22 protein-coding genes are annotated in these 24,810 nt (G+C 72.0%); 10 read left to right on the top strand and 12 right to left on the bottom strand.

Going from position 1 to position 24,810, the window contains the following annotated elements:
• Positions 1-9: 9 nt before the first annotated feature.
• The 5 genes from ACFVS8_RS12560 to ACFVS8_RS12540 all read right to left on the bottom strand — a co-directional run bounded on the left by ACFVS8_RS12560 (position 10) and on the right by ACFVS8_RS12540 (position 7,160).
• Entirely contained in the window at positions 10-3,519 is a 3,510-nt protein-coding gene (locus tag ACFVS8_RS12560; RefSeq protein WP_387062458.1) for a DUF5979 domain-containing protein, read from the bottom strand.
• 137 nt (positions 3,520-3,656) lie between these two features.
• Positions 3,657-4,085: a CHY zinc finger protein gene (locus ACFVS8_RS12555; RefSeq protein WP_387062456.1), complete on the bottom strand. Its 429-nt coding sequence runs from the start codon at positions 4,083-4,085 to the stop codon at positions 3,657-3,659.
• A gap of 4 nt (positions 4,086-4,089) precedes the next feature.
• Positions 4,090-5,358 carry a diaminobutyrate--2-oxoglutarate transaminase gene (gene ectB, locus ACFVS8_RS12550; protein WP_387062453.1) on the bottom strand — a complete coding sequence of 423 codons (1,269 nt, stop codon included), beginning with the start codon at positions 5,356-5,358 and terminating at the stop codon, positions 4,090-4,092.
• A gap of 45 nt (positions 5,359-5,403) precedes the next feature.
• Positions 5,404-5,874 carry a Fe-S cluster assembly sulfur transfer protein SufU gene (gene sufU, locus ACFVS8_RS12545; RefSeq protein ID WP_387062450.1) on the bottom strand — a complete coding sequence of 157 codons (471 nt, stop codon included), beginning with the start codon at positions 5,872-5,874 and terminating at the stop codon, positions 5,404-5,406.
• Positions 5,871-7,160 carry a SufS family cysteine desulfurase gene (locus ACFVS8_RS12540; RefSeq protein WP_387062620.1) on the bottom strand — a complete coding sequence of 430 codons (1,290 nt, stop codon included), beginning with the start codon at positions 7,158-7,160 and terminating at the stop codon, positions 5,871-5,873. Before ACFVS8_RS12540 ends, sufU begins: the two co-directional genes overlap by 4 nt.
• A 189-nt stretch (positions 7,161-7,349) precedes the next feature.
• Between ACFVS8_RS12540 and ACFVS8_RS12535 the strand changes: the two genes are divergently transcribed.
• On the top strand, positions 7,350-8,003 hold the full coding sequence (locus ACFVS8_RS12535; RefSeq protein WP_387062447.1) for a glyoxalase: 654 nt from the start codon (positions 7,350-7,352) through the stop codon (positions 8,001-8,003).
• Between the two features lie 40 nt (positions 8,004-8,043).
• Here ACFVS8_RS12535 and ACFVS8_RS12530 read toward each other — a convergent pair whose 3' ends face one another.
• Both ACFVS8_RS12530 and ACFVS8_RS12525 read right to left on the bottom strand, forming a co-directional pair.
• Complete coding sequence (locus ACFVS8_RS12530; RefSeq protein ID WP_387062444.1) at positions 8,044-8,862, bottom strand: SGNH/GDSL hydrolase family protein; 819 nt, start codon at positions 8,860-8,862, stop codon at positions 8,044-8,046.
• Positions 8,863-8,876: 14 nt separating this feature from the next.
• Entirely contained in the window at positions 8,877-9,860 is a 984-nt protein-coding gene (locus ACFVS8_RS12525) for a hypothetical protein (protein ID WP_387062441.1), read from the bottom strand.
• Between the two features lie 141 nt (positions 9,861-10,001).
• Here ACFVS8_RS12525 and ACFVS8_RS12520 point away from each other — a divergent pair, with 141 nt between their 5' ends.
• The 4 genes from ACFVS8_RS12520 to ACFVS8_RS12505 all read left to right on the top strand — a co-directional run bounded on the left by ACFVS8_RS12520 (position 10,002) and on the right by ACFVS8_RS12505 (position 14,897).
• Positions 10,002-10,592: a TetR/AcrR family transcriptional regulator gene (locus tag ACFVS8_RS12520; protein WP_387062438.1), complete on the top strand. Its 591-nt coding sequence runs from the start codon at positions 10,002-10,004 to the stop codon at positions 10,590-10,592.
• 104 nt (positions 10,593-10,696) lie between these two features.
• Complete coding sequence (locus ACFVS8_RS12515; RefSeq protein ID WP_387062435.1) at positions 10,697-12,088, top strand: cytosine permease; 1,392 nt, start codon at positions 10,697-10,699, stop codon at positions 12,086-12,088.
• Positions 12,085-13,284 carry a DUF917 domain-containing protein gene (locus tag ACFVS8_RS12510; protein WP_387062432.1) on the top strand — a complete coding sequence of 400 codons (1,200 nt, stop codon included), beginning with the start codon at positions 12,085-12,087 and terminating at the stop codon, positions 13,282-13,284. The genes ACFVS8_RS12515 and ACFVS8_RS12510 overlap by 4 nt, the downstream gene beginning before the upstream one ends.
• A complete protein-coding gene (locus ACFVS8_RS12505) occupies positions 13,284-14,897 on the top strand; it encodes a hydantoinase/oxoprolinase N-terminal domain-containing protein (protein WP_387062429.1) in 1,614 nt (537 codons plus the stop codon). The genes ACFVS8_RS12510 and ACFVS8_RS12505 overlap by 1 nt, the downstream gene beginning before the upstream one ends.
• A 33-nt stretch (positions 14,898-14,930) precedes the next feature.
• On the opposite strand, the gene ACFVS8_RS12500 is transcribed toward ACFVS8_RS12505, so the two are convergent.
• The 4 genes from ACFVS8_RS12500 to ACFVS8_RS12485 form a co-directional block, all read right to left on the bottom strand.
• Entirely contained in the window at positions 14,931-15,512 is a 582-nt protein-coding gene (locus tag ACFVS8_RS12500) for a GNAT family N-acetyltransferase (RefSeq protein ID WP_387062426.1), read from the bottom strand.
• A 110-nt stretch (positions 15,513-15,622) separates the two neighbouring features.
• On the bottom strand, positions 15,623-16,030 hold the full coding sequence (locus ACFVS8_RS12495) for a nitroreductase/quinone reductase family protein (protein WP_387062423.1): 408 nt from the start codon (positions 16,028-16,030) through the stop codon (positions 15,623-15,625).
• A 62-nt stretch (positions 16,031-16,092) separates the two neighbouring features.
• Positions 16,093-16,383, bottom strand: coding sequence for a DUF4287 domain-containing protein (locus tag ACFVS8_RS12490; protein WP_387062420.1), 291 nt, complete (start codon positions 16,381-16,383; stop codon positions 16,093-16,095).
• A gap of 23 nt (positions 16,384-16,406) precedes the next feature.
• Entirely contained in the window at positions 16,407-16,814 is a 408-nt protein-coding gene (locus tag ACFVS8_RS12485; protein ID WP_387062418.1) for a cupin domain-containing protein, read from the bottom strand.
• A 95-nt stretch (positions 16,815-16,909) separates the two neighbouring features.
• On the opposite strand from ACFVS8_RS12485, the gene ACFVS8_RS12480 reads away from it, so the two are divergent.
• Complete coding sequence (locus tag ACFVS8_RS12480; protein ID WP_387062415.1) at positions 16,910-17,902, top strand: DUF5937 family protein; 993 nt, start codon at positions 16,910-16,912, stop codon at positions 17,900-17,902.
• 4 nt (positions 17,903-17,906) lie between these two features.
• On the opposite strand, the gene ACFVS8_RS12475 is transcribed toward ACFVS8_RS12480, so the two are convergent.
• Positions 17,907-18,923 carry a LacI family DNA-binding transcriptional regulator gene (locus tag ACFVS8_RS12475; protein ID WP_387062412.1) on the bottom strand — a complete coding sequence of 339 codons (1,017 nt, stop codon included), beginning with the start codon at positions 18,921-18,923 and terminating at the stop codon, positions 17,907-17,909.
• 189 nt (positions 18,924-19,112) lie between these two features.
• On the opposite strand from ACFVS8_RS12475, the gene ACFVS8_RS12470 reads away from it, so the two are divergent.
• From ACFVS8_RS12470 to ACFVS8_RS12455, 4 genes are all read left to right on the top strand, one after another.
• Positions 19,113-20,387: an ABC transporter substrate-binding protein gene (locus ACFVS8_RS12470; RefSeq protein ID WP_387062410.1), complete on the top strand. Its 1,275-nt coding sequence runs from the start codon at positions 19,113-19,115 to the stop codon at positions 20,385-20,387.
• Between the two features lie 62 nt (positions 20,388-20,449).
• The gene (locus ACFVS8_RS12465) at positions 20,450-21,475 is read left to right on the top strand and encodes a carbohydrate ABC transporter permease (protein ID WP_387062407.1); all 1,026 of its coding nucleotides are present in this window, start codon (positions 20,450-20,452) and stop codon (positions 21,473-21,475) included.
• Positions 21,472-22,401 (top strand): carbohydrate ABC transporter permease, encoded by a 930-nt coding sequence (locus ACFVS8_RS12460; protein ID WP_387062404.1) that lies wholly within the window; start codon positions 21,472-21,474, stop codon positions 22,399-22,401. The genes ACFVS8_RS12465 and ACFVS8_RS12460 overlap by 4 nt, the downstream gene beginning before the upstream one ends.
• Before the next feature lie 50 nt (positions 22,402-22,451).
• Positions 22,452-24,797: a glycoside hydrolase family 3 N-terminal domain-containing protein gene (locus tag ACFVS8_RS12455; RefSeq protein WP_387062401.1), complete on the top strand. Its 2,346-nt coding sequence runs from the start codon at positions 22,452-22,454 to the stop codon at positions 24,795-24,797.
• The last annotated feature ends 13 nt before the right edge of the window (positions 24,798-24,810 follow it).

The following is a 24,810-nucleotide window of genomic DNA, read 5'->3' as shown; positions in this document are numbered from 1 at the left end:
AGACGCGCGTCAGGAGCGATCCGCGCGTCGTCGGAGTCGGCTGCCGAAGGCGAGCAGGAGCCCGGCCGCGAGGAGCGCGATGCCCGCCGCGAGCGGCGCGGTGGCGTCGACACCGGTGTTGGGGAGCGGCGTGGGCGGCCGATAGCTGTTCGTCACCGTCACCACCGGCACGGTCGCACCGGTCGGGCCGAGCGTGACCGTTCCGGAGACGCTGCGCTGCCAGGTGCCGGCGAGCCCCGAGGCTCCGGGGTCCTCGGAGACCGTGCATTCCGAACCGACCGGGAGGTCGGTCGCCAGCGGGACCGTGGTCCCGTCGGCTGCGAGGCTCCAGGTGCCGGAGCCCACCGGCTGCCCGCGGAACGTGCACGACCACTCGCCGGTGTACGTGGTGCCCGCAGGAACCGAACCGCTCGGGTCTTCCACCCGCTTGAGGATCTCGAACCCGGTGGATGCGACGACGAACGCGTTCGTGACCGTGACGACCTCGACGTCGCCGCCGTCGGGTCCGAGCGTCACGGTCGCCGGGGCGACGGCGGAGGGCTGCCAGTCGCCGTCGGTCGTGGTCGACGGCGGGTCCTCGGCGATCGTGCAGGTCGCGCCGACCCGTATGGCATCGTCGAAGACGTGCGTCGTGGCGCCGGCCTCGACCTGCCAGGTGCCGGACCCGGCAGGGCCCCCCTCGAACGTGCACTCCCAGGTGCCGGTGTAGACGGTGTCGGAGGGCACGACGCCGAACGGATCGTAGAGCGCCTTCGTGATGTCGAACCCGGCGGGGAGCACCCGGGTGTTCGTCGCGGTGATGGTGGTCACCGGGCTGCCGCCCTCGACGAGCACCCATCCGGCGGGATCGACCACGACGGAGTGGTTGGGGTCGGTCGCCTCGGTCACCTGCACCTGCGTTCCGACCGGGATCCCGGTGATGGTCTGCGAGCCGCCCACGGGGAGCGTCACCGTCGACGGGGTCACGACGTAAGGATCGCCGCGGAAGTCGCGGCCCTCGATGTCGAGCGTGTACGTGCCGGGCAGCGGCTGCGGATCGCCCGCCGCCTTGGCCACCACGAAGGAGGTCTCCGCGTAGAACCCCGCGTCGAGGTTCGGGTCGTTCTCACCGGGGCCGCCGGCCGTGTACGGCACCACGCCGGTCGCGGGATCCGCATCGGAATCGATCGTCGGATCGGATCCGGCGCCCTGCAGTGTGAAGGTCACCGCCGACCACGGCACGGTGCCGAATCGGGCGTCTCCGTCGAACAGGTCGCCCGAGGTCGGCTTCACGAACGTCACCGTGTAGTCGCCGCCGCCGGGGACGAACCCGGCCGTGTCGTTGACGCCGCCCGACCCGGCCGAGCTGAAGTAGTACTGTCCCGCGGCATCCGTGGTCGTCGTGCCGATCACCGTGCCCGCCGGATCGCGCAGCTCGACGGTGACACCGGGCACCGGAGGCTCATCGGGGTCTTGGAGGCCGTCGTGGTCGGCGTCGTACCAGGCCACGTTGCCGATCTGCAGCGGAGCGAGCTGCAGCAGCGCGGAGACGTCGCCGAGCCCGCCGGCCTTGGCCAGCGAACCCTCGATCGGCATCGAGGTCATCCTGCCGCGCACGGGCTGACCGTCGTCGGTGTCGAACCAGGCGAAGCCGTTGGTGCGGAACTCGCTCACCGTGTCATAGCCCGACGACAGGATCTGGTCGGCGCCGGGGAGTGCCGCGAGGCCGCCGGTCGTGTTCTCCTGGTGCTCGTCGCGGCGGCCGACGTCGGTGGCGAAGACGTTGCTGTCGTTGAAGAACTCGGCGCCGCCCGGGCCCTGCGGGAGGGGGCCGGTGCTACCGGCGGTCGTCTTGCCGCCGACCGTGCCGTCGTTCTCGAGGGTGAACGAGCCGTCGGGGTTCGCCGACGCCGTCAGCAGGTCGCCCGCGGAGAACACCTGGTACGCCACCGTCGGTTCCACCGCCGATCCCAGGAACGGCGCGACGTTCTGGTATCCGATCTGGAACGACATGCGGTCGGCGAATCCGAGCACGAGGTCGCCGTCGGCCGACAGCGCGAGGTCGGAGAGGATCGGCTGCGGCCACGCGATGTTGGTGTCGGTCGGGTCGTTCAAGCCGAACTCGGCGGCGTCGAAGGTGTCGCGCCACGGATGCCACACACAGGAGTGCATGTTCTGAGCGATCGCGCACGTCGAGGAGCCCGGTGCGAACGCCTGGCCCTTCTGGTAGTCGAGGTCGGCTCGGAGCACTTCCGACCCGGGCGACGCGAGGTCCGCAGGCGATGATTCGGGGGCGGCGCGCACGACGGCCTTCACGCCGTCGATGCCGGCGGCCGTCGAGTCCTCGATGTACCCGACGACGAGTCGGCCGTGCAGCACGGCCAGCGCCCACGGCCGGTCGGCGTCCGCGAGGCCGAGCGGGATCGACGTGCGCAGCGTCTTCGAGGCGATGTCGATGACCTCGATGCGCTTCTGCGCGAGGTTCATGACGTACAGGGCCGACTGGTCGCTCGAGATCGCCATTCCGCCGATGCCGATCTTCCCGGCCCCGACGTAGGCGGCGTCGTCGCCGGCCGGGTCCTGCGGTCGGATGAAGCCGCCGGGGTTGCCGTTGCCGTAGGGCAGCCCGCGCGCCGTGTAGTCGGTGTCGAAGGTGCCGAAGTCGATGCCGAGGGTCGAGAGGTCGAGCCAGGTCTCGACCGCTCCGGGGGTGCCGATGCGTCCGGTCGCCGGATCCATGACGGTCGGCACGCGGTAGATCGCGGCGAACCCGCCGGGGCCGAAGTCGACCTGGCGGCGGAGCACCGAGGCCGCGAAGACGTCGCCCGTGCTCTTCTGGCCGACCGTGGCCCAGAGCGCCCCGGTCTGGTCGAACGTCGCGAGAGCGGTCCGGCCGTCGGGCAGGCCGAAGTACGGCCCGGGATACGCGCCGTCGTTCACGAAGTTGAAGTCGTTCGCGGCGCTCGGGCTCGTCGACCCGGTCTGCCAGGGGTAGGCCGCCAGCGAAACGCCCTGCTCGGGGTTCGCGGCGTTCACCTGGAACTGGCGCTGGCCGGCGTACACGATCGGCGAGACGACCGGCGTGTCGAGCCCGGCCCCGGAGTAGTCGTCGGGGGCGTTGACGCCGAAGTCGATGCCGGTCGCGCCGAGGGTCGTGATGCGGACGTTGGAGCCCGACTGGCCGGGTGAGGGGTTCAGCACCGAGAACGAGGGGTACATGCCGATGGGCAGGTCGGTGAACTGCACGCGGATCTGATCGGTGTATGCGGCCGTGACGCTGAGCGTGTAGGTGCCGTCGGCGGCGGAGACGGCGGTGCCGACCGCGGTGTCGTGCGCGTCGTACGCCGTGACGGTCACCCCGGCGAGGCCGCGTTCGCGCGGCGCGGCGGGGTCGGTCGGCGCCGGGTCGAACACCCCGTCGGAGTCGTAGTCCTGGAAGACGGTGCCCGAGACGCTGCCGTCGGCGGCCGTGGCGGCGAGCGGACCGGTCGCGAGGGGGGCCGCGACGACCGCACCCGCCGCGAGCAGCGCCCACAGCACAGGAATCGACGGACGCGAATGCGTCCGTCTGCCATCGGCCTGCCTGCCGAGTACCGTCATGGACCCTCCCCCCGGGTCCCTCCAGTATTACCGACCCCGTGGGAGGGCGCCATCATCCCGCCGCCGGGGCGGGCGGCTCACAGCTCGAAGTAGAGGTGCGTGTGCAGGGCGCATCCGGGGTTGAACGGCGCCTCGCAGCGGGGGCAGTCTGCGGCACCGAGATACTCGTCGATCGTGAGCTCCGAACCGCAGACCCCGCACAGCACGGCGCGCTCGTCACGTCGATCGAGGGGCCACTGGGATGCCGCGTGCCCGGCCGCCTGCGCATGGCACAGATGGCACGGGTAGTACTCCCCGCAGCAGAAGAACCTCATCGCGACGACGTCGAGCTCGGTGCGGTAGTGCACGCACCGGGTCTGGTCGTCGACGACGGGTCCGAGCACGCGCGGCCGGCCTTCGGGCGCGACGGTTGCGCCGCGCGGCGCGGCCGCGGGAGCGCCGGGCGACGCGGCCGCGGTTGCGCCGGGCGAGGCGCTCCCGTGCGCCTCGGCCGGCCGCGCGGTCATCGCGTCACTCGGCCAGGGCTGCCGCGAGGCTCTCGCGCACGATCGCGAGACCGGCGCGGAGTTCGTCTTCGGTGATCGTGAGCGCGGGCAGGAACTTCAGCACCTCGTCGTAGGCGCCGGAGGTCTCGATCACGAGGCCGCGCGTGAACGCCTGCTTCGAGATGCGGGCCGCGAGGCCGCGGTCGGCGTCGCACGCGAGGCCGTACATGAGGCCGCGACCGCGCACGACGAAGTCCTGCTGGGGGTTCGCTGCGGCGATCTGCTCGAGCTCGGCGCGCAGCAGCGCCGACTTCTCGGCGACGCCGTCGACGAGTGCGGTGTCGGCCCAGTAGTTCTCGAGGGCCGCGCGCGCCGAAACGAACGCCAGGTTGTTGCCGCGGAAGGTGCCGGTGTGGGCGCCGGGCTTCCAGACGTCGACCTCGGGGCGCAACAGCACGAGCGACATCGGCAGACCCGAGCCCGAGATCGACTTGGAGACGGTCACGATGTCGGGAACGATGCCCGACTCCTCGAACGCGAAGAACTCGCCGGTGCGGCCGACGCCCGCCTGGATCTCGTCGAGGATCAGCAGGATGCCGCGTTCAGCCGTGATGGCCCGCAGGCGCTGCAGCCACGCGGCGCTCGCGACGTTGATGCCGCCCTCGCCCTGCACGGCCTCGACGATGACGGCGGCGGGCAGGTCGACGCCCGAACCCGGGTCGTCGAGCATCTTCTCGAGCAGGTCGAGGGTGTCGACGTCGGCTCCGAGATAGCCGTCGTAGGGCAGGCGCGTGACGTTGTCGAGCGTGATGCCCGCGGCGCCGCGGTAGTGGCTGTTGCCGGTCGCGGCCAGTGCGCCCGTGCTCAGCCCGTGGAACGCGTTCGTGAAGGCGACGACGTTCGTGCGGCCGGTGGCCTGGCGTGCGACCTTGAGCGCCGCCTCGACGGCGTTCGCGCCGGTCGGGCCGGTGAACTGGAGCTTGTGGTCGAGCCCGCGGGGTTCGAGCACGAGACGCTCGAAGGCCTCGATGAACGCCTTCTTGGCCGAGGTGGCCATGTCGAGGCCGTGGATGATGCCGTCGCGCTCGAGGTACTCGATGAGGGCACGCGTGAACAGGGGGTTGTTGTGCCCGTAGTTGAGCACGCCGGCGCCCGCGAAGAAGTCGAGGTACTCGCGGCCGTCTTCGCCCACCAGCGTCGAGCCGACGGCCCGGTCGAACACGACCGGGAACGCGCGCACGTAGCCGCGCACCTCGGACTCGCGGCGGTTGAAGACTTCGAGTTCGTCGCTCATGGCAGGGGGAACCTCTTTCAGGTCGGCGTCGGCGGTGCTACGAGCCTAAGCCTCTTGGCTGGGCGTCTTCACCGCGGCGCCGGCCTCGACGAGGCACGCTTCGAGCGCGACCCACGAGAGCATCGCGCACTTGACGCGCATGACGTACTTCGAGACCCCGTGGAACGCGATGGCGTCGCCGAGCAGCTCCTCGTCGGGCTCGCCGGCGCCCCGGGAGCGCAGCATCGTGCGGAATCCGTCGATGAGCTCGCGCACGTGCGCGGTGTCGGCGCCGACCACGAGCTCGGTGAGCGCCGAGGCCGAGGCCATCGAGATGCTGCATCCGTCGCCCTCCCACCCGAGGGCCTCGACCGTCGTGCCGGTGGGGTCGAGCCGGATGCCGAGCGTGATCTCGTCGCCGCACGTGGGGTTCAGCTCGTGGTGCGACGCCTGCGGGTCGGCGAGGGCGCCGTCGCCGACGCGACGCTTGGAGTGGTCGAGGATGAGCTCCTGGTAGAGGCCCGACAGGTCGCTCATGCGTTCACCCCGAAGAAGTCGCGCACCTCGGCGAGGGCGGCCGTGAACCGGCGCACCTCGTCGGCGGTCGTGTAGACGTAGGCGCTCGCGCGGGTCGTGGCCCGCAGGCCGAGTCGGCGGTGCAGCGGCTGCGCGCAGTGGTGCCCGACGCGCACGGCGATGCCGCGGGAGTCGAGGAACTGGCCCACGTCGTGCGCATGCACGCCGGGCACGTCGACGCTCGCGAGGGCGCCGCGCTCGACACCGGGGCCGCTGCCCACGAGCCGGATGCCGTCGAGGCGCGAGACCTCGTCGACGAGCAGTGCCGCGAGCTCGACCTCGTGCTCGTGCACGCGGCGCATGTCGAGCCGCTCGAGGTAGCGCACGGCCTCGGCGAGCCCGACCGCCTGCGACACGGGCTGCGTGCCGGCTTCGAATCGCTGCGGCGACGGCAGGAAGTCGGCGGTCTCCATGGTCACGGTCGTGATCGTCGAACCGCCCGTGCGGGCGGGCGGCAGCGCGTCGAGCAGGTGCTCGCGGCCGTAGAGCACGCCGATGCCGTTCGGGCCGAGCATCTTGTGCGCCGAGAAGGCCGCGAAGTCGACGCCGAGCGCGGCGAAGTCGGTCGGGCGGTGCGGCACCGACTGGCAGGCGTCGAGCAGCACGAGGGCGCCGTGGCGGTGGGCGAGCTCGACGACCTCGGCGACGGGTGCGATGTGCCCGGTGACGTTCGACACGTGCGCGAAGGCCACGAGCCTGGTGTTCGGCCCGATGACCGACGCCGCGTCGTCGATGGTCCACGTGCCGTCGTCGTGCACGGGGATCCACCGCAGCGTCGCGCCCGTCTTCGCGGCGAGCCGCTGCCACGGGATGAGGTCGGCATGGTGCTCGGCCTCGGTCACGACGATCTCGTCGCCCTGGGCGAGCCGGAACACGTCGGCCTCCGAGCCGCCGAGGCCGGCCGCGGCATCCGCCATGCCGAGCGCGACGATGTTGATCGCGTCGGTCGCGTTCTCGGCCCAGACGATCTCGCGCTCGCCGGCGCCGACGAAGCGGGCGACCGTCGCGCGCGCATCTTCGAACGCCATGGTCGAGGTGCCTACGAGCGTCGAGGCGCCGCGGTGTACGGCCGCATTCGCCTGCTCGAGGAACGCGCGTTCGGCGTCGAGCACCTGCACGGGGCGCTGGGCGGTGGCGCCCGAGTCGAGGTACGCGAGCGGGAAGCCGTTCAGCTCCTGCGCGAGGTACGGGAAGTCGGCGCGGATGCTCGCGATGTCGAGCGGCTCGGTCGCCGTCTGCGGAATCAAGGTCACGGTGGGTTCTCCTGCGCCCTGGCCTGCGCGAGGGTTCGCGGACGGCGGCGCACTTCCAGTCTGACGCACTTCGGCTGGGAGAGGCCCGCCCCGGGGCAGATCGTCCGGGTGCGGCATCCGGGTGCGGCATCCGGTCAGGAATCGAGAAGCGGGGTGCACCGCCCGGTTCGTAGCGTGAACAACATGAACACCATCGACTCCATCATCATCGAGGCGACCGACGTCACAGCCGCCGAAGCCTTCTACGACAGCGCCTTCGGGCTCGGCGACCGGGTTCGCGTGCGGCGATCGGATGCCGCGAGCAGCGGGTTCCGCGGGTTCACGCTCTCGCTGGTCGCCGCCCAGCCGGCCGACGTCCATTCGCTGTTCGACGCCGCGGTCGCCGCGGGAGGCACGCCGATCAAGCCCGTCACGAAGTCCATGTGGGGCCACGGCGGAACCGTGCGCGCCCCCGACGGCACCATCTGGAAGATCGCCACCTCGGCGAAGAAGGACACCCGTCCGGCCTCGCGCGCGGTCGAGTCCGTCGTGCTGCTGCTCGGCTCGGGCGACGTCGGCGCGAGCAAGCGCTTCTACACCGAGCAGGGCCTGCGCGTCGGCAAGAGCTTCGGCGCCTACGCCGAGTTCTCGATGGACGAAAGCCCGATCCGGCTCGGCCTCTACGCCCGCAAGGCGCTCGCGAAAGACGCGGGCGTGCCGATCGAGGGCAGCGGTTCGCACCGCATCGTCATCGTCGGCGACGGCGGGGCGGCGACCGATCCCGACGGGTTCCGCTGGGAGGCCGCAGCGCCGCGCCCGGCTCCGACCGCGACCGCCGACGCGACGGCCACCGCCTGAGGCGTCCCAGGCCGGTGAGGTGGATGCCGCGGCATCCGCCTCACCGGTCTGCGCACGCGCCCGGACCGACGGCGCAGATGGCCGCCAGCCGTGACGTGACGGCCGGTCGGAACGCGTCGGCCCAGATGCGGTACCCGCGGTCGTTCGGGTGGAACAGGTCGCCCGCGAACTGCGTCGTCACGCCCCACATGCCCTGACGGTTCGTGCGGGCGAACAGCGGCACCACCGTCAGCCCGCGCGCGGCGGCCGCGGCGCGCAGCCTGCGGTTGGCGGCCCGCACCTTCGCCTGCGCGGGCGGGAAGTAGAAGCTCGGCAGGTCGGCCACGATCGCGTGGTCGGGCAACGCGCCGAACAGCTCGCGGATCTCGCGTTCGAACCGTTCGACGTCGAAGTCCGCGATGTCGTTCGCGCCGATGCAGACCGTGAGCACGTCGGGCTCGAGCCGTTCGAGCACCGGTAGCTCCGAGTCCAGTGCGATGCGCAGCGTCGCCCCCGAGATGCCGAGGTTGACGGTGCGCACCGGGCGACCGGATGCCGCGGCGATCGCCCGCCCGATGAATCCGACGTAGCTGTGGGAGGGCCTGCTCGCCCCGATGCCCTGCGCGGCGGAGTCGCCGATCGCGACGTAGAGCAGCTCGCCCGGCCCGGCGCGCTGCTCGCGCCAGTACGCCGAGTTCACCGGGATCGCCTCGGCGAGGGCCGTGCGCCAGTGGTGTTGGCGACGCGCGAGCCACCGCCACCACAGGGCGACTGCGGCCGCGGCGGCCGCGAGCAGCACGGCGACGACCGCGCCCCGCCCCCGACGCGCGGGCCTCGGGCGTGCGGGGCGCTTCGCGCTCGCGGGGCGGGACGGTCGCACGATCGTTCGCCGCCCTATTCGGCGGGCGGCAGCAGCTCGTCGAGCGCGTCGGGTCGCGCCCAGCGCAGCACGCGTCGGGCGCGCAGCGTGTTCCACGGGCTGGGCTCGCCGGGTGCGGCGTCGAGCGCGAAGAACACGGCCCCGTTCCAGGGGTCGCCCGCGGCCCAGGTGCCGCCGTCGCGGCGGTGCTCGAGCAGCAGGTCGACCGCGGGCGCCAGGCGCGGATCGGGGGCCGTGCCGTCGACGAGCCCCGCTGCGCGGAAGTGGTCGAGCGAGCGCAGCACGTCGTAGACCCAGTACGGCGGGAAGATGAAGTTCTCGTAGCGTTCGCGCACGATGCCGCCGGTCGACTTGCGGCGGTAGAGGTTGCGCTCGAGCAGGTACTCCTCGCCGCGGTGGCGGGCGTCGATCAGGGCGGCATCGGGTGCCGAACCGGCTGCCGTCGACGCGACCTCATGGGCGAGCAGCCCCTCGAGCACGCAGAGCGTCGAGTCGAACGACGAGCGCCTCGATTCCTCGATCGGCTCGCAGTTCCAGCCGCCGTCGTCGAGCTGCCCGTCGAGGAGCAGCCCGACCATGCGTTCGGCGCCCTCGCCGAGCACCCCGAAGTAGGCGGATGCCGCGAGCACCCCGCCGTTGACGCACGCCTCGACCTCGCCGTCGAAGAAGGGGAGCCCGCCGTCATCCTCGTTGAAGCGCACTCCCGCAGTCACCCGGTCGATCGCGGTGCGGACGGCCTCGGCCTCGGGGTCGACGCCGAGGCGGCGCAGCGACTGCAGGGTCCACATCACGCTGCGGCGGTCGCCGTCGATGCCGTAGGCCTCGCCGCCCCAGTACCCGTCGGCCGTCTGCAGCGAGAGCAGCCGTGCGGCGGAGCCCTCGTTCGCGACGCGCGAGCGCTCGGCGGCGACGACGTCGTCGGGCTCGTCGAGCAGGTCGCGCATGACCTGCCAGCGCACGGAGGGGTCGGACTCGAGCAGCCAGTCGGTGACATCCATCGCTCCATCGTGGCCCGACCCGCCGACGTTGCCAAGGGGCCCTGGCGCATCCGGCGTCACACCTCTTGCGGACCGGGGCGCGACCGCCTATCGTTCCCCTAACTAACGATCGTTAGGCAGTCGACAGGCGGGCGGAACGCGATGACCAGAGCACGGATCGTCACCGAGGCGCGCCGCGCATTCGGGCGCAAGGGGTACGCCGAGACGAGCCTGCGCGAGATCGCCGAGGCCGTCGGCATCAAGACGCCCTCGCTCTACGCGCACTTCGCCAGCAAGGAGGCGCTCTACGAGGCGACCTACGCCGAGGTCGTGGTCGAGCACACCGCCTACTTCGAAGCCCTCGCCAGACGGAGCAGCAGCATGGAACCCCTCGATCGACTGCACCACCTGCTCGGCGGCATCGAGTCGTACTATCGCGACCGCACCGACTACGCCGAGTTCAGCCTGCGCGCCGCGGTCGCCGAGATCGCGCCCGACGGAGAGGGCCTGCGCGAGATCTTCCTCGACTCCGAGTCCGCGCTCGCCGAGGCGGTGCGGGAGGCCTACGACGACGGCGTCGCGGCCGGCAGCTTCACGCCGGGCGACGCCGACGGCTTCACGGCGCTCGTGTTCGTCATCATGGACGGCCTGTTCCTGCAGCTGACCCATTACAGCCCCGAGCTCCACCGCGAGCGCTTCGACCAGGCATGGCGGTACCTCTCCGCGATCCTCACCGCGAGCCGTCCCCGATGAGCATCGCGCCGCGCCGGAGCCACGAGCTCCTGGCTAGCGGCCGTCGCCCTCACGCGGCCTGCACCCACCCCCACCGTTCGACCCCCCACTCCCAAGGAACCCACATGAACACCACGGACTACGAACACGACGCCGTGCCCCACGACCAGCGGAAGGGCTGGATCTCGATCGCGGCCGTCTGGATCGCCATCGGCATCGACCTCTCGGGCGCCTTCCTCGGCGTGCAGCTCGCGAACGGCATGGACTTCTGGACGGCGATCGGGGCGACGATGCTCGGCTCGCTGCTCCTCGGCCTGCTCGCCATGGCCTGCGCCTACGTCGGCGCGGCGACCGGCTTCTCGTCGGCGGTCATCGCCCGTGCGGTGTTCGGCCGCATCGGCGGGGCGGTGCTCGCCCTCGCCATCTCGATCAGCCTGGTCGGCTGGTTCGCCGTGCAGGCCGGGTTCTTCGGCCTCAACGCCCAGATCGCGGTGACCCAGTTCACCGGCGTCGAGGTGCCCGTGCAGGTGTTCACCGCGATCGGCGGCGTGCTCATGGCGCTCACCGCGTTCTGGGGCTACCGAGCGATCAGCCGGCTGAGCTCGCTCGCCGTGCCGCTGCTGCTCGGGCTGCTCGTCGTCGGCATCGTGGTCGCCTTCGTCGTGAACGGCACCGCCGGCCTCGACGCGCCGGTCGAGACCGCCATCTCGTTCGGCGCCGCCGTGTCGCTCGTCATGGGCATCTTCGTGCTCGGCGTGGTGCTCGCGCCCGACATGGCGCGCTGGGCGAAGACCCCGAAGCAGTCCATGGCCGCCGGATTCGTCGGGTTCTTCTTCGGCAACTCGATCATCCTCGTCGTCGCGATCGTGCTGGCCCGCATCGTGAACGAGTCCGAGCTCATGCTCATCTTCTTCGTGCTCGGGCTCGGCGCCGTCGCGGTGGTCGTGCTCATCCTCGCCCAGTGGACGACGAACACGACCAACCTCTACTCGGCCGGCCTCGCCTTCGCGTCGATCAGCGAGCGCCTGCCGCGTCGCGCGTCGACCATCGGCCTCGGCATCATCAGCATCGTGCTCGGCGTGCTCGGTGCCGCCGACTACTTCGTGCCGTTCATCCTGCTCATCGGCACGATCATCGCCCCGTACGGCGGCGTGTACCTGGCCTCGTACTTCACGGCCCGCCGCGCGGCGCGCTGGCAGCACGGTTCGGATGCCCCGCTCATCCACGTCTGGGCCGTGGTGGCATGGGCGGTCGGCATCCTCGTCGCGCTCGCGACGACCGACCCCGCCGCGGGCCCCGGATTCGGCTGGTTCTCGCTCACGACGATCTCGGCGCTCGACGGGCTCCTCGCGGGCTTCGTCGCCTACCTCGTCCTGCTGCCGCTGCACCGCCGCGGCGGCCGCGATGCCGCGGTCTCGGCCGAGGCGGCCGAGGCGGCCGAGGCCGGCGATGCCGTCGAGTCCGGCCTGCCCGGCGACCGCGTCGCCGACGGCCGCGCCGACGAGGTGCTGGCATGACCGCACGGCACACCTCCTCCGAGGCATCCGGCCGGGTGATCACCGAGGCCGACATCGACGAGATCGCGGTCGGCGCCACCGTGCTCGGCACCGGCGGCGGCGGAGACCCGCACGTCGGCGCGCTCATCGCGAAGCGGCTCATCCGGTTGCACGGCGACGTTCCGATGCTCGCGGTCGACGACCTCTCCGATGACGACTTCGTGGTGCCGATCGGCGGCATCGGCGCGCCGTCGGTCGGCGTCGAGCGCATCCAGTCGGAGTCCGAGCTGCTCCTGGCGCTTCAGGCCATCGAGCGTGCGACCGGTCGCACGCCGACGGCCGTGATGCCCATCGAGGTCGGCGGCGGCAACTCGATGGTGCCGATCGCGACCGCGGCGATCGCCGGGCTCCCCATCGTCGACGGCGACGCCATGGGGCGCGCCTTCCCCGAGGCGCAGATGGTGACGTTCCACCTCGCGGGCCACGGCCCGGGGGCGACCGTGCTCGTCGACCACCACGGCAACGAGATCGTCATGCGCCCCGTCGACGGCGCGTGGTCGGAGCGCCTCGCGCGCGCCGCGACGGTCGAGATGGGCGGCGGCGCCACGATGATCGACTACGCGTACGGCGGCGACGTCGTGCGCGACTGCGCGATCCCCGAGACGCTGACGCTCGCGAAGCGCATCGGCGGCATCCTGGGCGGCCGGGGCGCCGGCGGCGGCGAACTGCGCGACGACCAGAAGATCGCCGCGCTCTGCGACGAGCTCGACGCGGTGCGGCTCTTCGACGGCAAGGTCGTCGACCTGCAGCGCGCCGTCGAGGGCGGCTTCACGCGTGGAGCCGCCGAGCTCGACGGCGTCGGGGTCGATCGCGGCAGCTCCTTCCGCCTCGACTTCCAGAACGAGATGCTGCTCGCGCGACGCGACGGCGAGCTCGCCGCGGTCACGCCCGACCTGGTCGCAGTGCTCGACCTCGCGACCGGCATGCCGATCACGACCGAGGCCCTGCGCTACGGCGCGCGCGTCTCGATCATCGCGATGCCCTGCCACGAGAAGTGGCGCACCCCCATCGGGCTCGAGACCGCCGGGCCCGCCCACTTCGGCTACGACGTCGACTGGGTGCCGGTCGAGGACCTCGCGAAGGCCAGGGCCGCGACCGAGGCCGAGGCCGGTTCCGCCGGCGGTTCGAGTGCCCGCGCACGGAAGGAGGCGGCGTGATGGACGCCCGCACGATCACCCCCGGCTACCGCATCGGCATCGACGTCGGCGGCACCAACACCGACGCGGTCGTGCTCGACGAGCGGCTCGCCGTGGTCGCCTCGGTCAAGCGGCCGACCACGGCCGACACGGGCGACGGCGTGGCTGCGGCCATCGACGCCGTGCTCGAGGCATCCGGCGTCGACCCCTCGCTCGTGACCCACGCGATGCTCGGCACGACGCACTGCACGAACGCGATCGTCGAGCGGCGCGGCCTCGGCCGGGTCGGCATCCTGCGACTCGGTGCGCCAGCTACGACGGCCGTTCCGCCGCTCGAGGGCTGGCCCGCCGACCTCCGTGCGGCGATCGGCGAGCACGCGTACCTGATCAGGGGTGGATACGAGATCGACGGTCGCGTGCTCGCGCCGCTCGACGAGCAGGCCGTGCGCGACGCGTGCGCGCGCATGCGCGGGGAGGTCGATGCGGTCGCCGTGGTGGGCGTGTTCTCGCCCATCGACGAGCACCAGGAGGAGCGCGTCGCCGAGATCGTCGCCTCCGAGCTCGACGTGCCGATCTCGCGGTCAGCGCGCATCGGGTCGCTCGGCCTGCTCGAGCGCGAGAACGCCACCGTGCTGAACGCCGCCCTCATGCGCACCCTGCGGCAGATGGCCGCCGGGTTCGTCGCGGCGCTGCGCGACCGGGGCATCCCGGCGACCCCGTACTTCGGGCAGAACGACGGCACGCTGATGACCCTCGACTACGCGCTCGAGTTCCCGGTGTTCACGATCGGCTGCGGACCCACCAACTCGATCCGCGGCGCGGCGCACCTCTCGGGCGCCACCGACGCGCTCGTGGTCGACATCGGCGGCACCACGACCGACATCGGCGTGCTCGTCGACGGGTTCCCGCGGCAGTCGTCGCACGCGGTCGAGATCGGCGGCATCCGCACGAACTTCCGCATGCCCGACGTGCTCTCGGTCGGGCTCGGCGGCGGTTCGATCGTGCGCGCGGGCGCCGTCGGCGACGGGCGGGGCGCTGGTTCCGATGCCGACGCAGACGCCGGCGCCGGAGATGTGACGGTCGGGCCCGACAGCGTCGGCTACCGGCTGCCAGAGGAGGGCCTCGCCTTCGGCGGACGCACGCTGACGGCGACGGATGTCGCGCTCGCCGTCGGCGGAGCGAGCATCGACGGCCTCGAGCCGCCCGTGATCGAGCCCGGGCTCGGAGCCGCCGCCTGGGCCGCGATGCGGGAACTCCTCGAGGACACCATCGACCGGATGAAGCCGAACGCCGAGCCCGTGCCGGTCATTCTCGTGGGCGGCGGCAGCATCGTCGCCCCCGACGAGCTCGCCGGCGTCGGCGACCTGATCCGGCCCGCGCACTTCGGCGCCGCGAACGCCGTCGGTGCCGCGCTCGGCGAGGTGGCCGGCCAGGTCGAGAAGGTCTACCGCGTGGTCGGCGACGGCCGGGCGTCGCGCGACGACGCCGCGCGCGAGGCCTCGGACCGGGCCAGGCTCGCCGGGGCCGATCCGGCGACGATCGAGGTCGTGGCGATCGAGGAGCTGCCGGTGGCCTACACCGACGGGCAGGCCGTGCTGATCCGGGCGCGCGCGGTCGGACGGCTCGCCGCGTAGACGCCGGCGCCGGTCGGGCGGCGGAGCGTTCCGCTACCCGGCCGGCGCGAGGTCGAGGCGCATCAGCACGCGCGGGAAGCCGTTGATCACCGACGTCGTGTCGGCGGCCTTCTCGAAGCCTGCTCGCTCGAAGAGCTTGCGCGTGCCCACGTAGGCCATGGTGAGGTCGACCTTCTTGCCCCGGTTGTCGACCGGGTACCCCTCGATCGCGGGTGCGCCGCGATCGCGCGCGAAGTCGACGGCCCCGGCGAGCAGGGCGTGCGAGATGCCCGCACCTCGGTGCCCCGGGCGCACGCGGATGCACCACACCGACCACACGTCGAGGTCGTCGACGTGCGGGATCTTGCGGTTGCGCGCGAAGCTCGTGTCGGCGCGCGGGTGCACCGCGGCCCAGCCGACGACCTCGTCGCCGTCGTAGGCGAGCACCCCCGGCGGCGGGTCTTCGGCGCAGAGCTCCCGCACGCGCTCGCCTCGGGCGGGCCCCTTCAGCGCGAGGTTCTCCTTCGACCCGATGCGGTAGCTCAGGCAGAAGCAGACGTTCGCGTCGGGGCGCTTCGGCCCGACCATGGTCGCCACGTCGTCGAACACGGTTGCCGGTCGGACCTCGATGCCCATGGGAGCAGCATGCCGCCACCCTCCGACATCCGACATCCGACCCGCTGCCATCCGGCCTGCCGGCATCCGGCCCGACGGCCCGACGGCCCGCCGGCGCGGCGGACGCGCGGTCAGGCCGCAGGCCGCCGCTCGAGGCGCACCACCGGCAGCGTGCGGTCGACCTTCGCCTGATGGTCGGCGAAGAACGGCGCGAGCTGCAGGATCGAGTCCCAGGCGCGGTCGCGCTCGGCTCCACCCAGCACGACCGCGGTCGCGTCGTAGGCCGCGCCGTCGACCTCGACGTGCACGCGGGGGTCGACGAGGAGGTTGCGAAGCCACTCCGGGTCCTCGGGCGCGGCGTTCGCCGAGCCGACGACGTGGTCGGCGTCGGGCAGGGCGAGGCGCATCATGGGCGTCGTGTGCGGCTCGCCCGTGCGTCGCCCGGTGGTGGTGAGCAGCAGCAGCCGTTCCCGGTGCATGCCGGGCGGGGTGCGGCCCGCCCGGAAGTCGGCGACGACGGCATCGTCCGTTTCGGTCATGCCCCCATCGTCGACGGGAACGGCCGCGCTCGGCACTCCCTTGCGCGATGGGGCGCCGCGCGCTAGAGGTTCGGGTTCGTCGCGGCCCCGTCGAGCCAGAGGGTGTCGGTCGGGTCGCTGTGCGCGGTGCCCGACTCGACGTGCTTCGCGCTGATCTGCGGGCCCTTGGTGATGACGTGCACGAGCGCCATCGCGTGGCCGCGGCCGAGGCCGTAGTCCTCGGCGAGCCACGCGACGATCGGCGTGGCCTTCGTGGTCTCGTCGAACCCGCGCTCGTGCGCGAGCTCGACGAACTGGCGGGGCGTGAGGCCGGTCTTCGTCTCGATGTTGTCGAGGTAGGCCTGGAAGCTCATGGTGTTCCTCTCGAAGGGCGGGCTCAGTCGGCCCACGTCTGGATGATGACGGCCGAGGCGTGGATGCACAAGACCTCGAGCCGTGTCGTGCCGGTGTTCTCGAACTTGTGCCACACGCCCGTGGGCACGGTCGCGGTGTCGCCCGCCGTCGCCGCCACCCGGCGGTCGCCGATCGTGAGCGTCGCGTCGCCCGAGAGCACGACCCAGGTCTCGGGGTAGGGGTGCCAGTGCAGGTCGGTGCCCTCGCCCGGCTCGTAGTCGACGTGGAAGTACGACACGCCCGACCCGTGCTCGACGCCGACGAAGCGGCGCGTGCGGCCGGTGCCGATGCGCAGCTCGTCGTCGGTCACGAGGTCGGCGACGGCCGGCTTCACGGGCGGGTCGGTCGTGGGGGCGAGGGTGATCTCGGCGGGGCCGGATGCGGTGATCATGAGCGGTCTCGATTCGTCTGAGGGGAGCGGATGCCGGTGGTCGGCCTGTGCTGCAAGGCTCCGCCCGCGGCATCCGCCCGCGTTATTGTTTCGATGTGGATCGAAACATCGTGGAGTTCCATCTCGCGCCGGGCGACGTCTCGGCCATCCGCTTCGGCGTCTCGCCGGGGCACGAGCTCTGCAACGCCATCCGCGTGCTGCAGCGGCCCGAGGAGCACCCGCTGCAGTGGGGGTGGCTCCGGAGCGTGCGCTCGACGCTGCCGGGCGACGCCTTCGACCTGATGCGGGTCGTGATCGGCGCCGAGGGGTACTTCCCCGACTTCTTCACGGCGACGCCCGCCTGGGACATGCAGCCGGGCGACGAGTTCGCGCGGCTCCGCGAGGTGCCGGCCGAGCTCGTCAGGGCCGACCTCGCGAAGATGATCGCGCGGTCGACGGGGGAGCGGCAGCGCGCCATCCGCCGCATGCACGACGAACCGCTGCGGGCGCGGGCCATGATCGCCGACGCCTTCGAGCAGATGTGGCAGGCCGTGCTCGCCCCCGTCTGGCCGCAGCTCGAGCGCATCCTGCGCGCCGACATCGCCGTGCGGTCCAGGCGCATCGCGACCGAGGGCCTCGGCGGCATGGTCGGCTCGCTGCACCGCACGGTCGAGTGGGGCGACGACGCCGTGCGCGTGGAGCTCCGCATGCACCGCGAGGCGCTCGACTGCCGCGGCAGCGGGCTCGTGCTCGTGCCGGCGGTCATGACCTGGACGCACGGATGCTCCGTGCTCACCGAGCCGCCGGCGCAGCCCACGCTGTTCTACCCCGCCCAGGGTGTGACCGAGACGTGGGCGCGCGACCCGGGTTCAGCGGCCGCGGCCCTCGGAGCGCTGCTCGGGCCGGCGCGTGCCGAGATCCTGCTCGCGGCGCATGCCGAGCGCACGACCTCGCAGGTCGCGGTCGACGCGGGGCTCGCGATCTCGACGGCCTCGCATCATCTCGCGGTGCTGCGGGGGAGCGGGCTCGTCGCGAGCCGCCGCGAGGGCGCGCGCGTGCTGCACCTGCGCACGCCGCTCGGCGAGGCGGTGGTCGGCGCGGCGCTCTGACCGCTCAGCGCGAGCGGGTCGGCGGCGGTGCGGTCGAGTCGCGCACCACGAGCGAGGTCGCGAGCTCGATGCGCCGCGAGGGCTCCACCTCGACGTCGGGGTCGCCGAGCTCGAGCACCATGCGCGTCGCCTCGCGGGCCATGTCGCCGAGCGGCTGGCGCACGGTCGTGAGGTTCGGCGAGATCCACTTGCAGAGGTCGACGTCGTCGAAGCCCACGACCGACAGGTCGCGGGGGATCGACAGCCCGGCCCGCTGCGCGGCGAGGTACACGCCGTGCGCCTGGTGGTCGGAGCCGGCGAAGATCGCGGTCGGCCGGTCGTCGAGGGCGAAGAACCGCTCGGCGCCGGCCTCGCCGCCCGCCACGCGGAAGTCGCCGTAGACGACGAGGTCGGGATCGAAGGGGATGTCGGCGCGCGAGAGCGCGGCGCGGTACCCGTCGAGGCGGTCGCGCGAGCAGGCGAGGCGTTCGGGGCCGGTGACGATGCCGATGCGGCGGTGCCCGAGCGAGAGCAGGTGCTCGGTGGCGGTGAGCCCGCCGGCCCAGTTGGTGGCGGCCACGATCGGTGCCGTGGAGTCGGCGCCGCCGTGCGAGTCGATGAGCACGATCGGGGTGTTGAGCCGGGCGAGCTCGGCCTCGGCGCCGGCCTGCAGCTCGGAGACGACGAGCACGATGCCGTCGGAGCGCCTGGCCGAGAGCTGCCGGATCCAGTGCCGGTTGCCCGCCCTGCGTCCGTGGGTGGAGGTCACCACGAGCCCGACGCCGGCACGCGCGGCCTCGCTCTCGGCGCCGATGATGAGCTGGTGCGCCCACGTGGTCGACAGGTCGAAGATGACGAAGTCGACGAGGCCGACGCGCTGCCTGGCCGACGCACCCCGGCGCGCGTAGTCGTGCTCGCTCAGCAGTTCGAGCACCCGGTCGCGGGTCTCGGCCGAGACGCCCGGTCGGCCGTTCAGCACCTTCGAGACTGTGGGCACCGAGACCTCCGCCATGCTCGCGATCTCGGCGATAGTGACGCGCATTGGCCGCTCCTTCAGTGCTCAATCGAGAGAAAGTTTCGTATGGGTTTCGGTCGAGTTGTTCGCTCGGCTTGAGCATCATTCTGCACCACCGTTAGCGTGCATTCCACGGAAGGATCGAAGAAAGTTGCCCATGGCTTTCTTCGATCTTTCCTCCCCCCACCACAGCACTTCTTCTCAAAGGAGAGAGACATGAGATCACGTCGCCTCGCGGCCGCGGGAGTCGCGGCCCTCGCGACCGCCGGCCTCCTGGCCGGATGCTCCGGCGCGACCGACGCGCCGAGCGCGGACGGCGAACTGCCCACCGGCCAGACCCTCAGCGTCTGGACCTTCGGCGCGACCGGCCTCGAGGACTCCATGCAGGCCTGGGCCGACGAGACCGGCAACACGGTCGAGATCAAGACGAGCGAGTTCGACCCCCACCACGAGCAGCTGCTCACCGCGCTCGCGTCCGGGGCGGTTCCGGATGTCGCGCTCGTCGAGACCGGGTACAGCTCGGCGTTCAAGCCGAGCGCCGACTACTTCGTCGACCTGCGCGATCTCGGCGCCGACGACCTGAAGGCCGACTTCCTCGACTGGCGCTGGGAGCAGGGCGTCGGACCGGAGGGCCAGGTCTTCGGCCTGCCCACCGATGTCGGCGGCCTCGCGCTCGCCTACCGCACCGACCTGTTCGAGGCGGCCGGCCTGCCGAGCGACAGCGCAGGTGTCGAGGGGCTCTGGTCGAGCTGGGAGGACTTCGTCGACGTCGGCGAGCAGTACACCGAGCAGACCGGCAAGCCGTTCCTCGACGACGCGGGGCTCTTCTTCCAGACCGTCTACAACCAGGGCGACGAGAAGTTCTACGCCGACGAGGACACCCTCGTGTACGACACCAACCCGCAGGTGCAGAAGGCGTGGGACCTCGCCTCGAGCGCGAAGGGCATCTCGGCCAACCTCGCCGCCTTCAGCCCCGAGTGGAACACCGCCATGGCCAACGGCGACTACGCGGTGCAGCTCGCCCCCGCGTGGATGATGAACTACATCCAGGGCCAGGCGCCCGACACCGCCGGGAAGTGGAACGTCGTCACCCTGCCCGAGGGCGGCGGCAACTGGGGCGGTTCGCAGATGACCGTGCCGAAGAACGCGAAGAACCCCGAGCTCGCCTACGACATGCTGCAGACGATCCTGACCCCCGAGAACCAGCTCGCGGTGTTCAAGGAGTTCGGCAACTTCCCGTCGACCCCCGAGCTGTACACCGACGAGGCGCTCACGGGCTTCACGAGCGAGTTCTTCTCCGGTGCCCCGGTCGGCAAGATCTACTCCGACAGCGTGCTCGCACTGAAGCCCGTCTACGAGGGCCCGAAGGAGCGCGCGATCCTGCGCGAGTTCGGCCTCGGCATCGACCGCGTCGAGAGCGGCGAGGAGACGCCCGACCAGGCGTGGGACTCGACGATGGACGCCATCGCGCTCGAGCTCGACAGCAAGTAACCCCCTCACCCGGCCGGAGCCGTGCCTCGTCGCGGCTCCGGCCCATGCCCCTCGGAGGCACTGTGGCCACGACCACCATCGCCGACGCGCCGCGCGTTGGCGCAGCGGAACCCGAACGGCCGCCGGCATCGCGGCGCCGCCACCGGGTGCCGATCACCCCTTACCTCTACATCGCGCCGTTCTTCATCGTGTTCGGACTGTTCGGGCTGTTCCCGCTCGTCTACACCGCGGTGATCTCGCTCTTCGAGTGGAACCCGATCGGAGACAAGACCTTCATCGGCCTCGAGAACTACGCCTTCCTCGTCGCCGACCCACGGTTCTGGAACGCCGCGGGCAACACGCTCAGCATCTGGGTGCTCTCGACCGTGCCGCAGCTGGCGTTCGCGCTCGTGCTCGCCGCGGTGCTGAACCAGGCCCTCCTCAAGTTCAAGACCGGGTTCCGCATGGCCGTGCTCGTGCCGAACATCACCTCGGTGCTGGCCGTCGGCATCGTCTTCACCCAGTTGTTCGGGCGCGACTACGGCATGATCAACACCGTCATCGAGGCGTTCGGAGGTTCCCGCATCGACTGGGTGCGCGAGGGCTTCGCGAGCCAGGTCGCCATCTCGACGATGATCATGTGGCGCTGGACCGGCTACAACGCGCTCATCTACCTCGCCGCCATGCAGTCCATCCCGAGGTCGCTCTACGAGAGCGCGGAGATCGACGGCGCCGGGCGCATCCGCCAGTTCTTCGCCGTGACGATCCCGCAGGTGCGTCCCACCATCATCTTCACCGTCATCGTGTCGACCATCGGCGGCCTGCAGGTGTTCGCCGAGCCGCTCATCTTCGGCGGGCAGGGCGGCGTGACGGGCGGCCAGTCGCGGCAGTTCCAGACGCTCGCGCTCTTCCTCTACGAACAGGGGTTCCGCAACCTCGACTTCGGCTACGGCTCCGCCATCGCGTGGGCGCTGTTCCTCATCATCGTGGTGCTCACGGTGGTCAACCTCACGCTCTCGAGCCGCATCGCCTCCGACGAGACGCGGCCGAATGGCCTCGGCCGGGTTCGCCTGCGTGGCCGCATGACCAGGAAGGAGGGGGCGAAGTGACCACCACCGCCCTCGCGGAGACCGTCTCCCGCGACCTGCCCGACGCGCTCTCCGGGCGCGGACCGAGCCGTCGCGCACCCCGCACGCGGCGCCGGCGCGGTACTCCCGGGAGGGTCGGCTGGTTCACCTACCTGGTGCTCGGCGTCACGACCCTGCTCTCGCTGTTCCCCCTGTACTGGATGTTCGTGGTCGCCTCGAACGACTCGTCGTCGGTGAACAAGGTGCCGCCGGTGCTCGTGCCGGGCGACCAGTTCCTCGCCAACACCGCCCAGGTGTTCGAGGCGGTGCCGTTCGGGCTGAACCTCCTGAACAGCGTGCTCGTCTCGGGCGCGATCGCGATCGGCCAGGTGCTGCTCTCGGCGCTCGCCGGGTTCGCGTTCGCGAAGCTGCGCTTCCCGGGTCGCAACGCCCTGCTCGTGCTCGTGGTCGGCACCATGACGGTGCCACTGCAGCTCGCGGTCGTGCCGCAGTTCATGATCGTCACCCAGCTCGGCTGGGTGAACGACCTGCGGGCGCTCATCGTGCCGGGGCTCGTGACCGCGTTCGGGGTCTTCTGGATGCGCCAGGCCATCGACAACTCGCTGCCCGACGAACTGGTCGACGCCGCCCGACTCGACGGTGCGCGGAGCCTGCGCGTCTTCTGGAGCATCGCGCTGCCGTCGATCCGGCCCGCCGCATCGGTGCTCGGCCTGTTCGCGTTCATGGGCGCGTGGAACGACTTCTTCTGGCCGCTCATCGTGCTGAACTCGCCCGACGCGTTCACGGTGCAGGTCGCGCTGCGGCAGCTGCAGTCGCAGGCCTACGTCACCGACTACGGCGTGCAGATGGCGGGCACCGTGCTCGCGACCGTGCCGCTGCTGCTCATCTTCGTGCTCCTCGGCCGGCAGATCGTCGGCGGCATCATGGACGGCGCGCTGAAGTCGTGACGGCCGCCCCTCTTCCTTCCTCCCTCACCGACGTCACCGAAACGAGCCGCATGAGCGACACCCTCGACCTGTCCGACGACCTCCTCGAGCGGATGCCGCGGCTCGCGCCCGTGGCATCCGACCGCGTCCGCGACCTGCTCGCGCAGATGTCCCTCGACGAGAAGCTCGCCCAGCTCGTGGGGTTCTGGGTCGACGAGGGCGGGGCGGTCGTCGCCCCGCTGCAGGACGAGATGGTCGAGGCCGTCGACCTCGAGCGCTTCGCGGCGAACGGGCTCGGCCACCTGACCCGTGTGTTCGGCACGGCGCCGGTCGACCCGATCGAGCGCGCGGCGTGGCTGCGCGCCTTCCAGCGGCACCTCGTGGCGAACACCCGCCTCGGCATCCCAGCCATCGCGCACGAGGAGTGCCTCACCGGCCTCGCGGCCTGGCGGGCCACGACGTTCCCGACCCCGCTCGCGTGGGGTGCGGCGTTCGACCCCGGGCTCGTCGAGCGCATGGGCGCCGCGATCGGCGAGTCGATGGCCGCGATCGGCGTGCACCAGGGCCTCTCGCCTGTGCTCGACGTGATCCGCGACCCGCGCTGGGGGCGCGTCGAGGAGTGCATCTCCGAGGACCCGTACCTCGTCGGCACGCTGGGCTCCGCCTACGTGCGCGGGCTGCAGTCGCAGGGCATCGTCGCGACGCTCAAGCACTTCGTCGGCTACTCGGCCTCGAAGTCGGGGCGCAACCTCGCCCCCGTCTCCGCCGGGCCGCGGGAGGTCGCCGACACCCTGCTGATCCCGTTCGAGATGGCCGTGCTCGACGCGGGCGCGCGATCGGTGATGCCCTCGTACGCCGAGATCGACGGCGTGCCGGTCGCGGCGGACCCCGCGCTGCTCACCGGGCTGCTGCGCGAGCGCTGGGGCTTCGACGGCACCGTCGTCGCCGACTACTTCGAGGTCGCGTTCCTGCACTCCCTGCACCAGGTGGCGCCCGACCTCGGGCGTGCCGCTGCGGCCGCGCTCGCCGCCGGCGTCGACATCGAGCTGCCGACCGGCGACGCCTACCTCGAGCCGCTCGCCGCGCTCGTGCGGGCCGGCGCGGTCGAAGAGGGTCTTGTCGACCGCGCCGTGGTGCGCGTGCTCGCCGAGAAGGAGCGGCTCGGCCTGCTCGACGCCACGTTCGCCGAGCCCGAGGGCGACGCCGCCCCCATCGACCTCGACCCGCCGGCGCACCGTGCGATCGCGGCAGAGCTCGCCGAGGCATCCGTGATCCTGCTCGCCAACGACGGCGTGCTGCCGCTCGCCGCGCCGGGCCGCATCGCCGTGATCGGGCCCAACGCCGACCGCAGCGCCGCGCTCTTCGGCTGCTACTCGTTCACGAACCACGTGCTCGGCCACCACCCCGAGGTGCCCATGGGCATCGCGGCGCCGACCGTGCTCGAAGCGTTGCGCGCGGCCTCCGCGGCGACCGACGGCCCCCTCGCCGGAGCCGTGCTCGTGCACGAAGCGGGCTGCGCCGTCGACGACGCCGACCGCAGCGGAATCCCCGACGCGGTCGCGGCGGCCGCCGGTTCCGAGCTGGCGATCGTCGTCGTCGGCGACCAGGCCGGCCTGTTCGGCCGGGGCACGGTGGGCGAGGGCTGCGACCGCGACGACCTCGAACTGCCGGGCGTGCAGCGCGAACTCGTCGAGGCGGTGCTCGCGACGGGGACCCCCGTCGTGCTGGTGCTCCTCACGGGTCGGCCCTACGTGATCGACTGGGCGCTCGAGGGCTGCGCCGCCGTCGTGCAGTCGTTCTTCCCCGGCGAGGAGGGCGCCGCCGCGATCGTGCGCGTGCTCGGCGGCGAGGTCAACCCGTCGGGCCGGCTGCCCGTGACCATGCCGCGATCGGCGGGGGCGCAGCCATTCACGTACCTGCATCCGACGCTCGGTGCGCCGTCGAACGTGAGCACCGTGGCGACGACGCCGGTGCTGCCCTTCGGGTTCGGCCTCTCGTACACGTCGTTCGAGCAGGAGCTCGTGCGGGTGCGCGCCGAGGTGCCGACCGACAGCAGCCTCGAGGCATCCGTCGCCGTGACGAACACGGGCGACCGCGCGGGCGCGCACGTCGTGCAGCTCTACGCGCGCGACGAGTACGCCTCGGTCACGCGGCCGTTGTCGCAGCTCGTGGCGTACGCGCGCGTGCACCTCGAACCGGGGGAGCGGTGCGTCGTCGACTTCGTCGTGCCCGCCACGAGGCTCGCGTTCTCGGGCGTCGACCTCGCCCGCATCGTCGAACCCGGCTCGGTGCTGCTCGCCGCGGGCGAGTCGTGCACCGACCTCGACCGGGCGCAGCGCGTCGAGCTCACGGGCCCGGTGCACGCGGTCTCCGTCGACGACGAGCGGATGTCGCGCGCCACGGTCCGAGACGTTTGACGCGGCCCGCCTC

Origin of the sequence: Agromyces sp. NPDC058110 (genome assembly GCF_042884735.1) — a bacterium.
GTDB lineage: Bacteria > Actinomycetota > Actinomycetes > Actinomycetales > Microbacteriaceae > Agromyces.
Note: the sequence above shows the minus strand (reverse complement) of the source record. Positions and strands in the feature narration are given on the sequence as shown.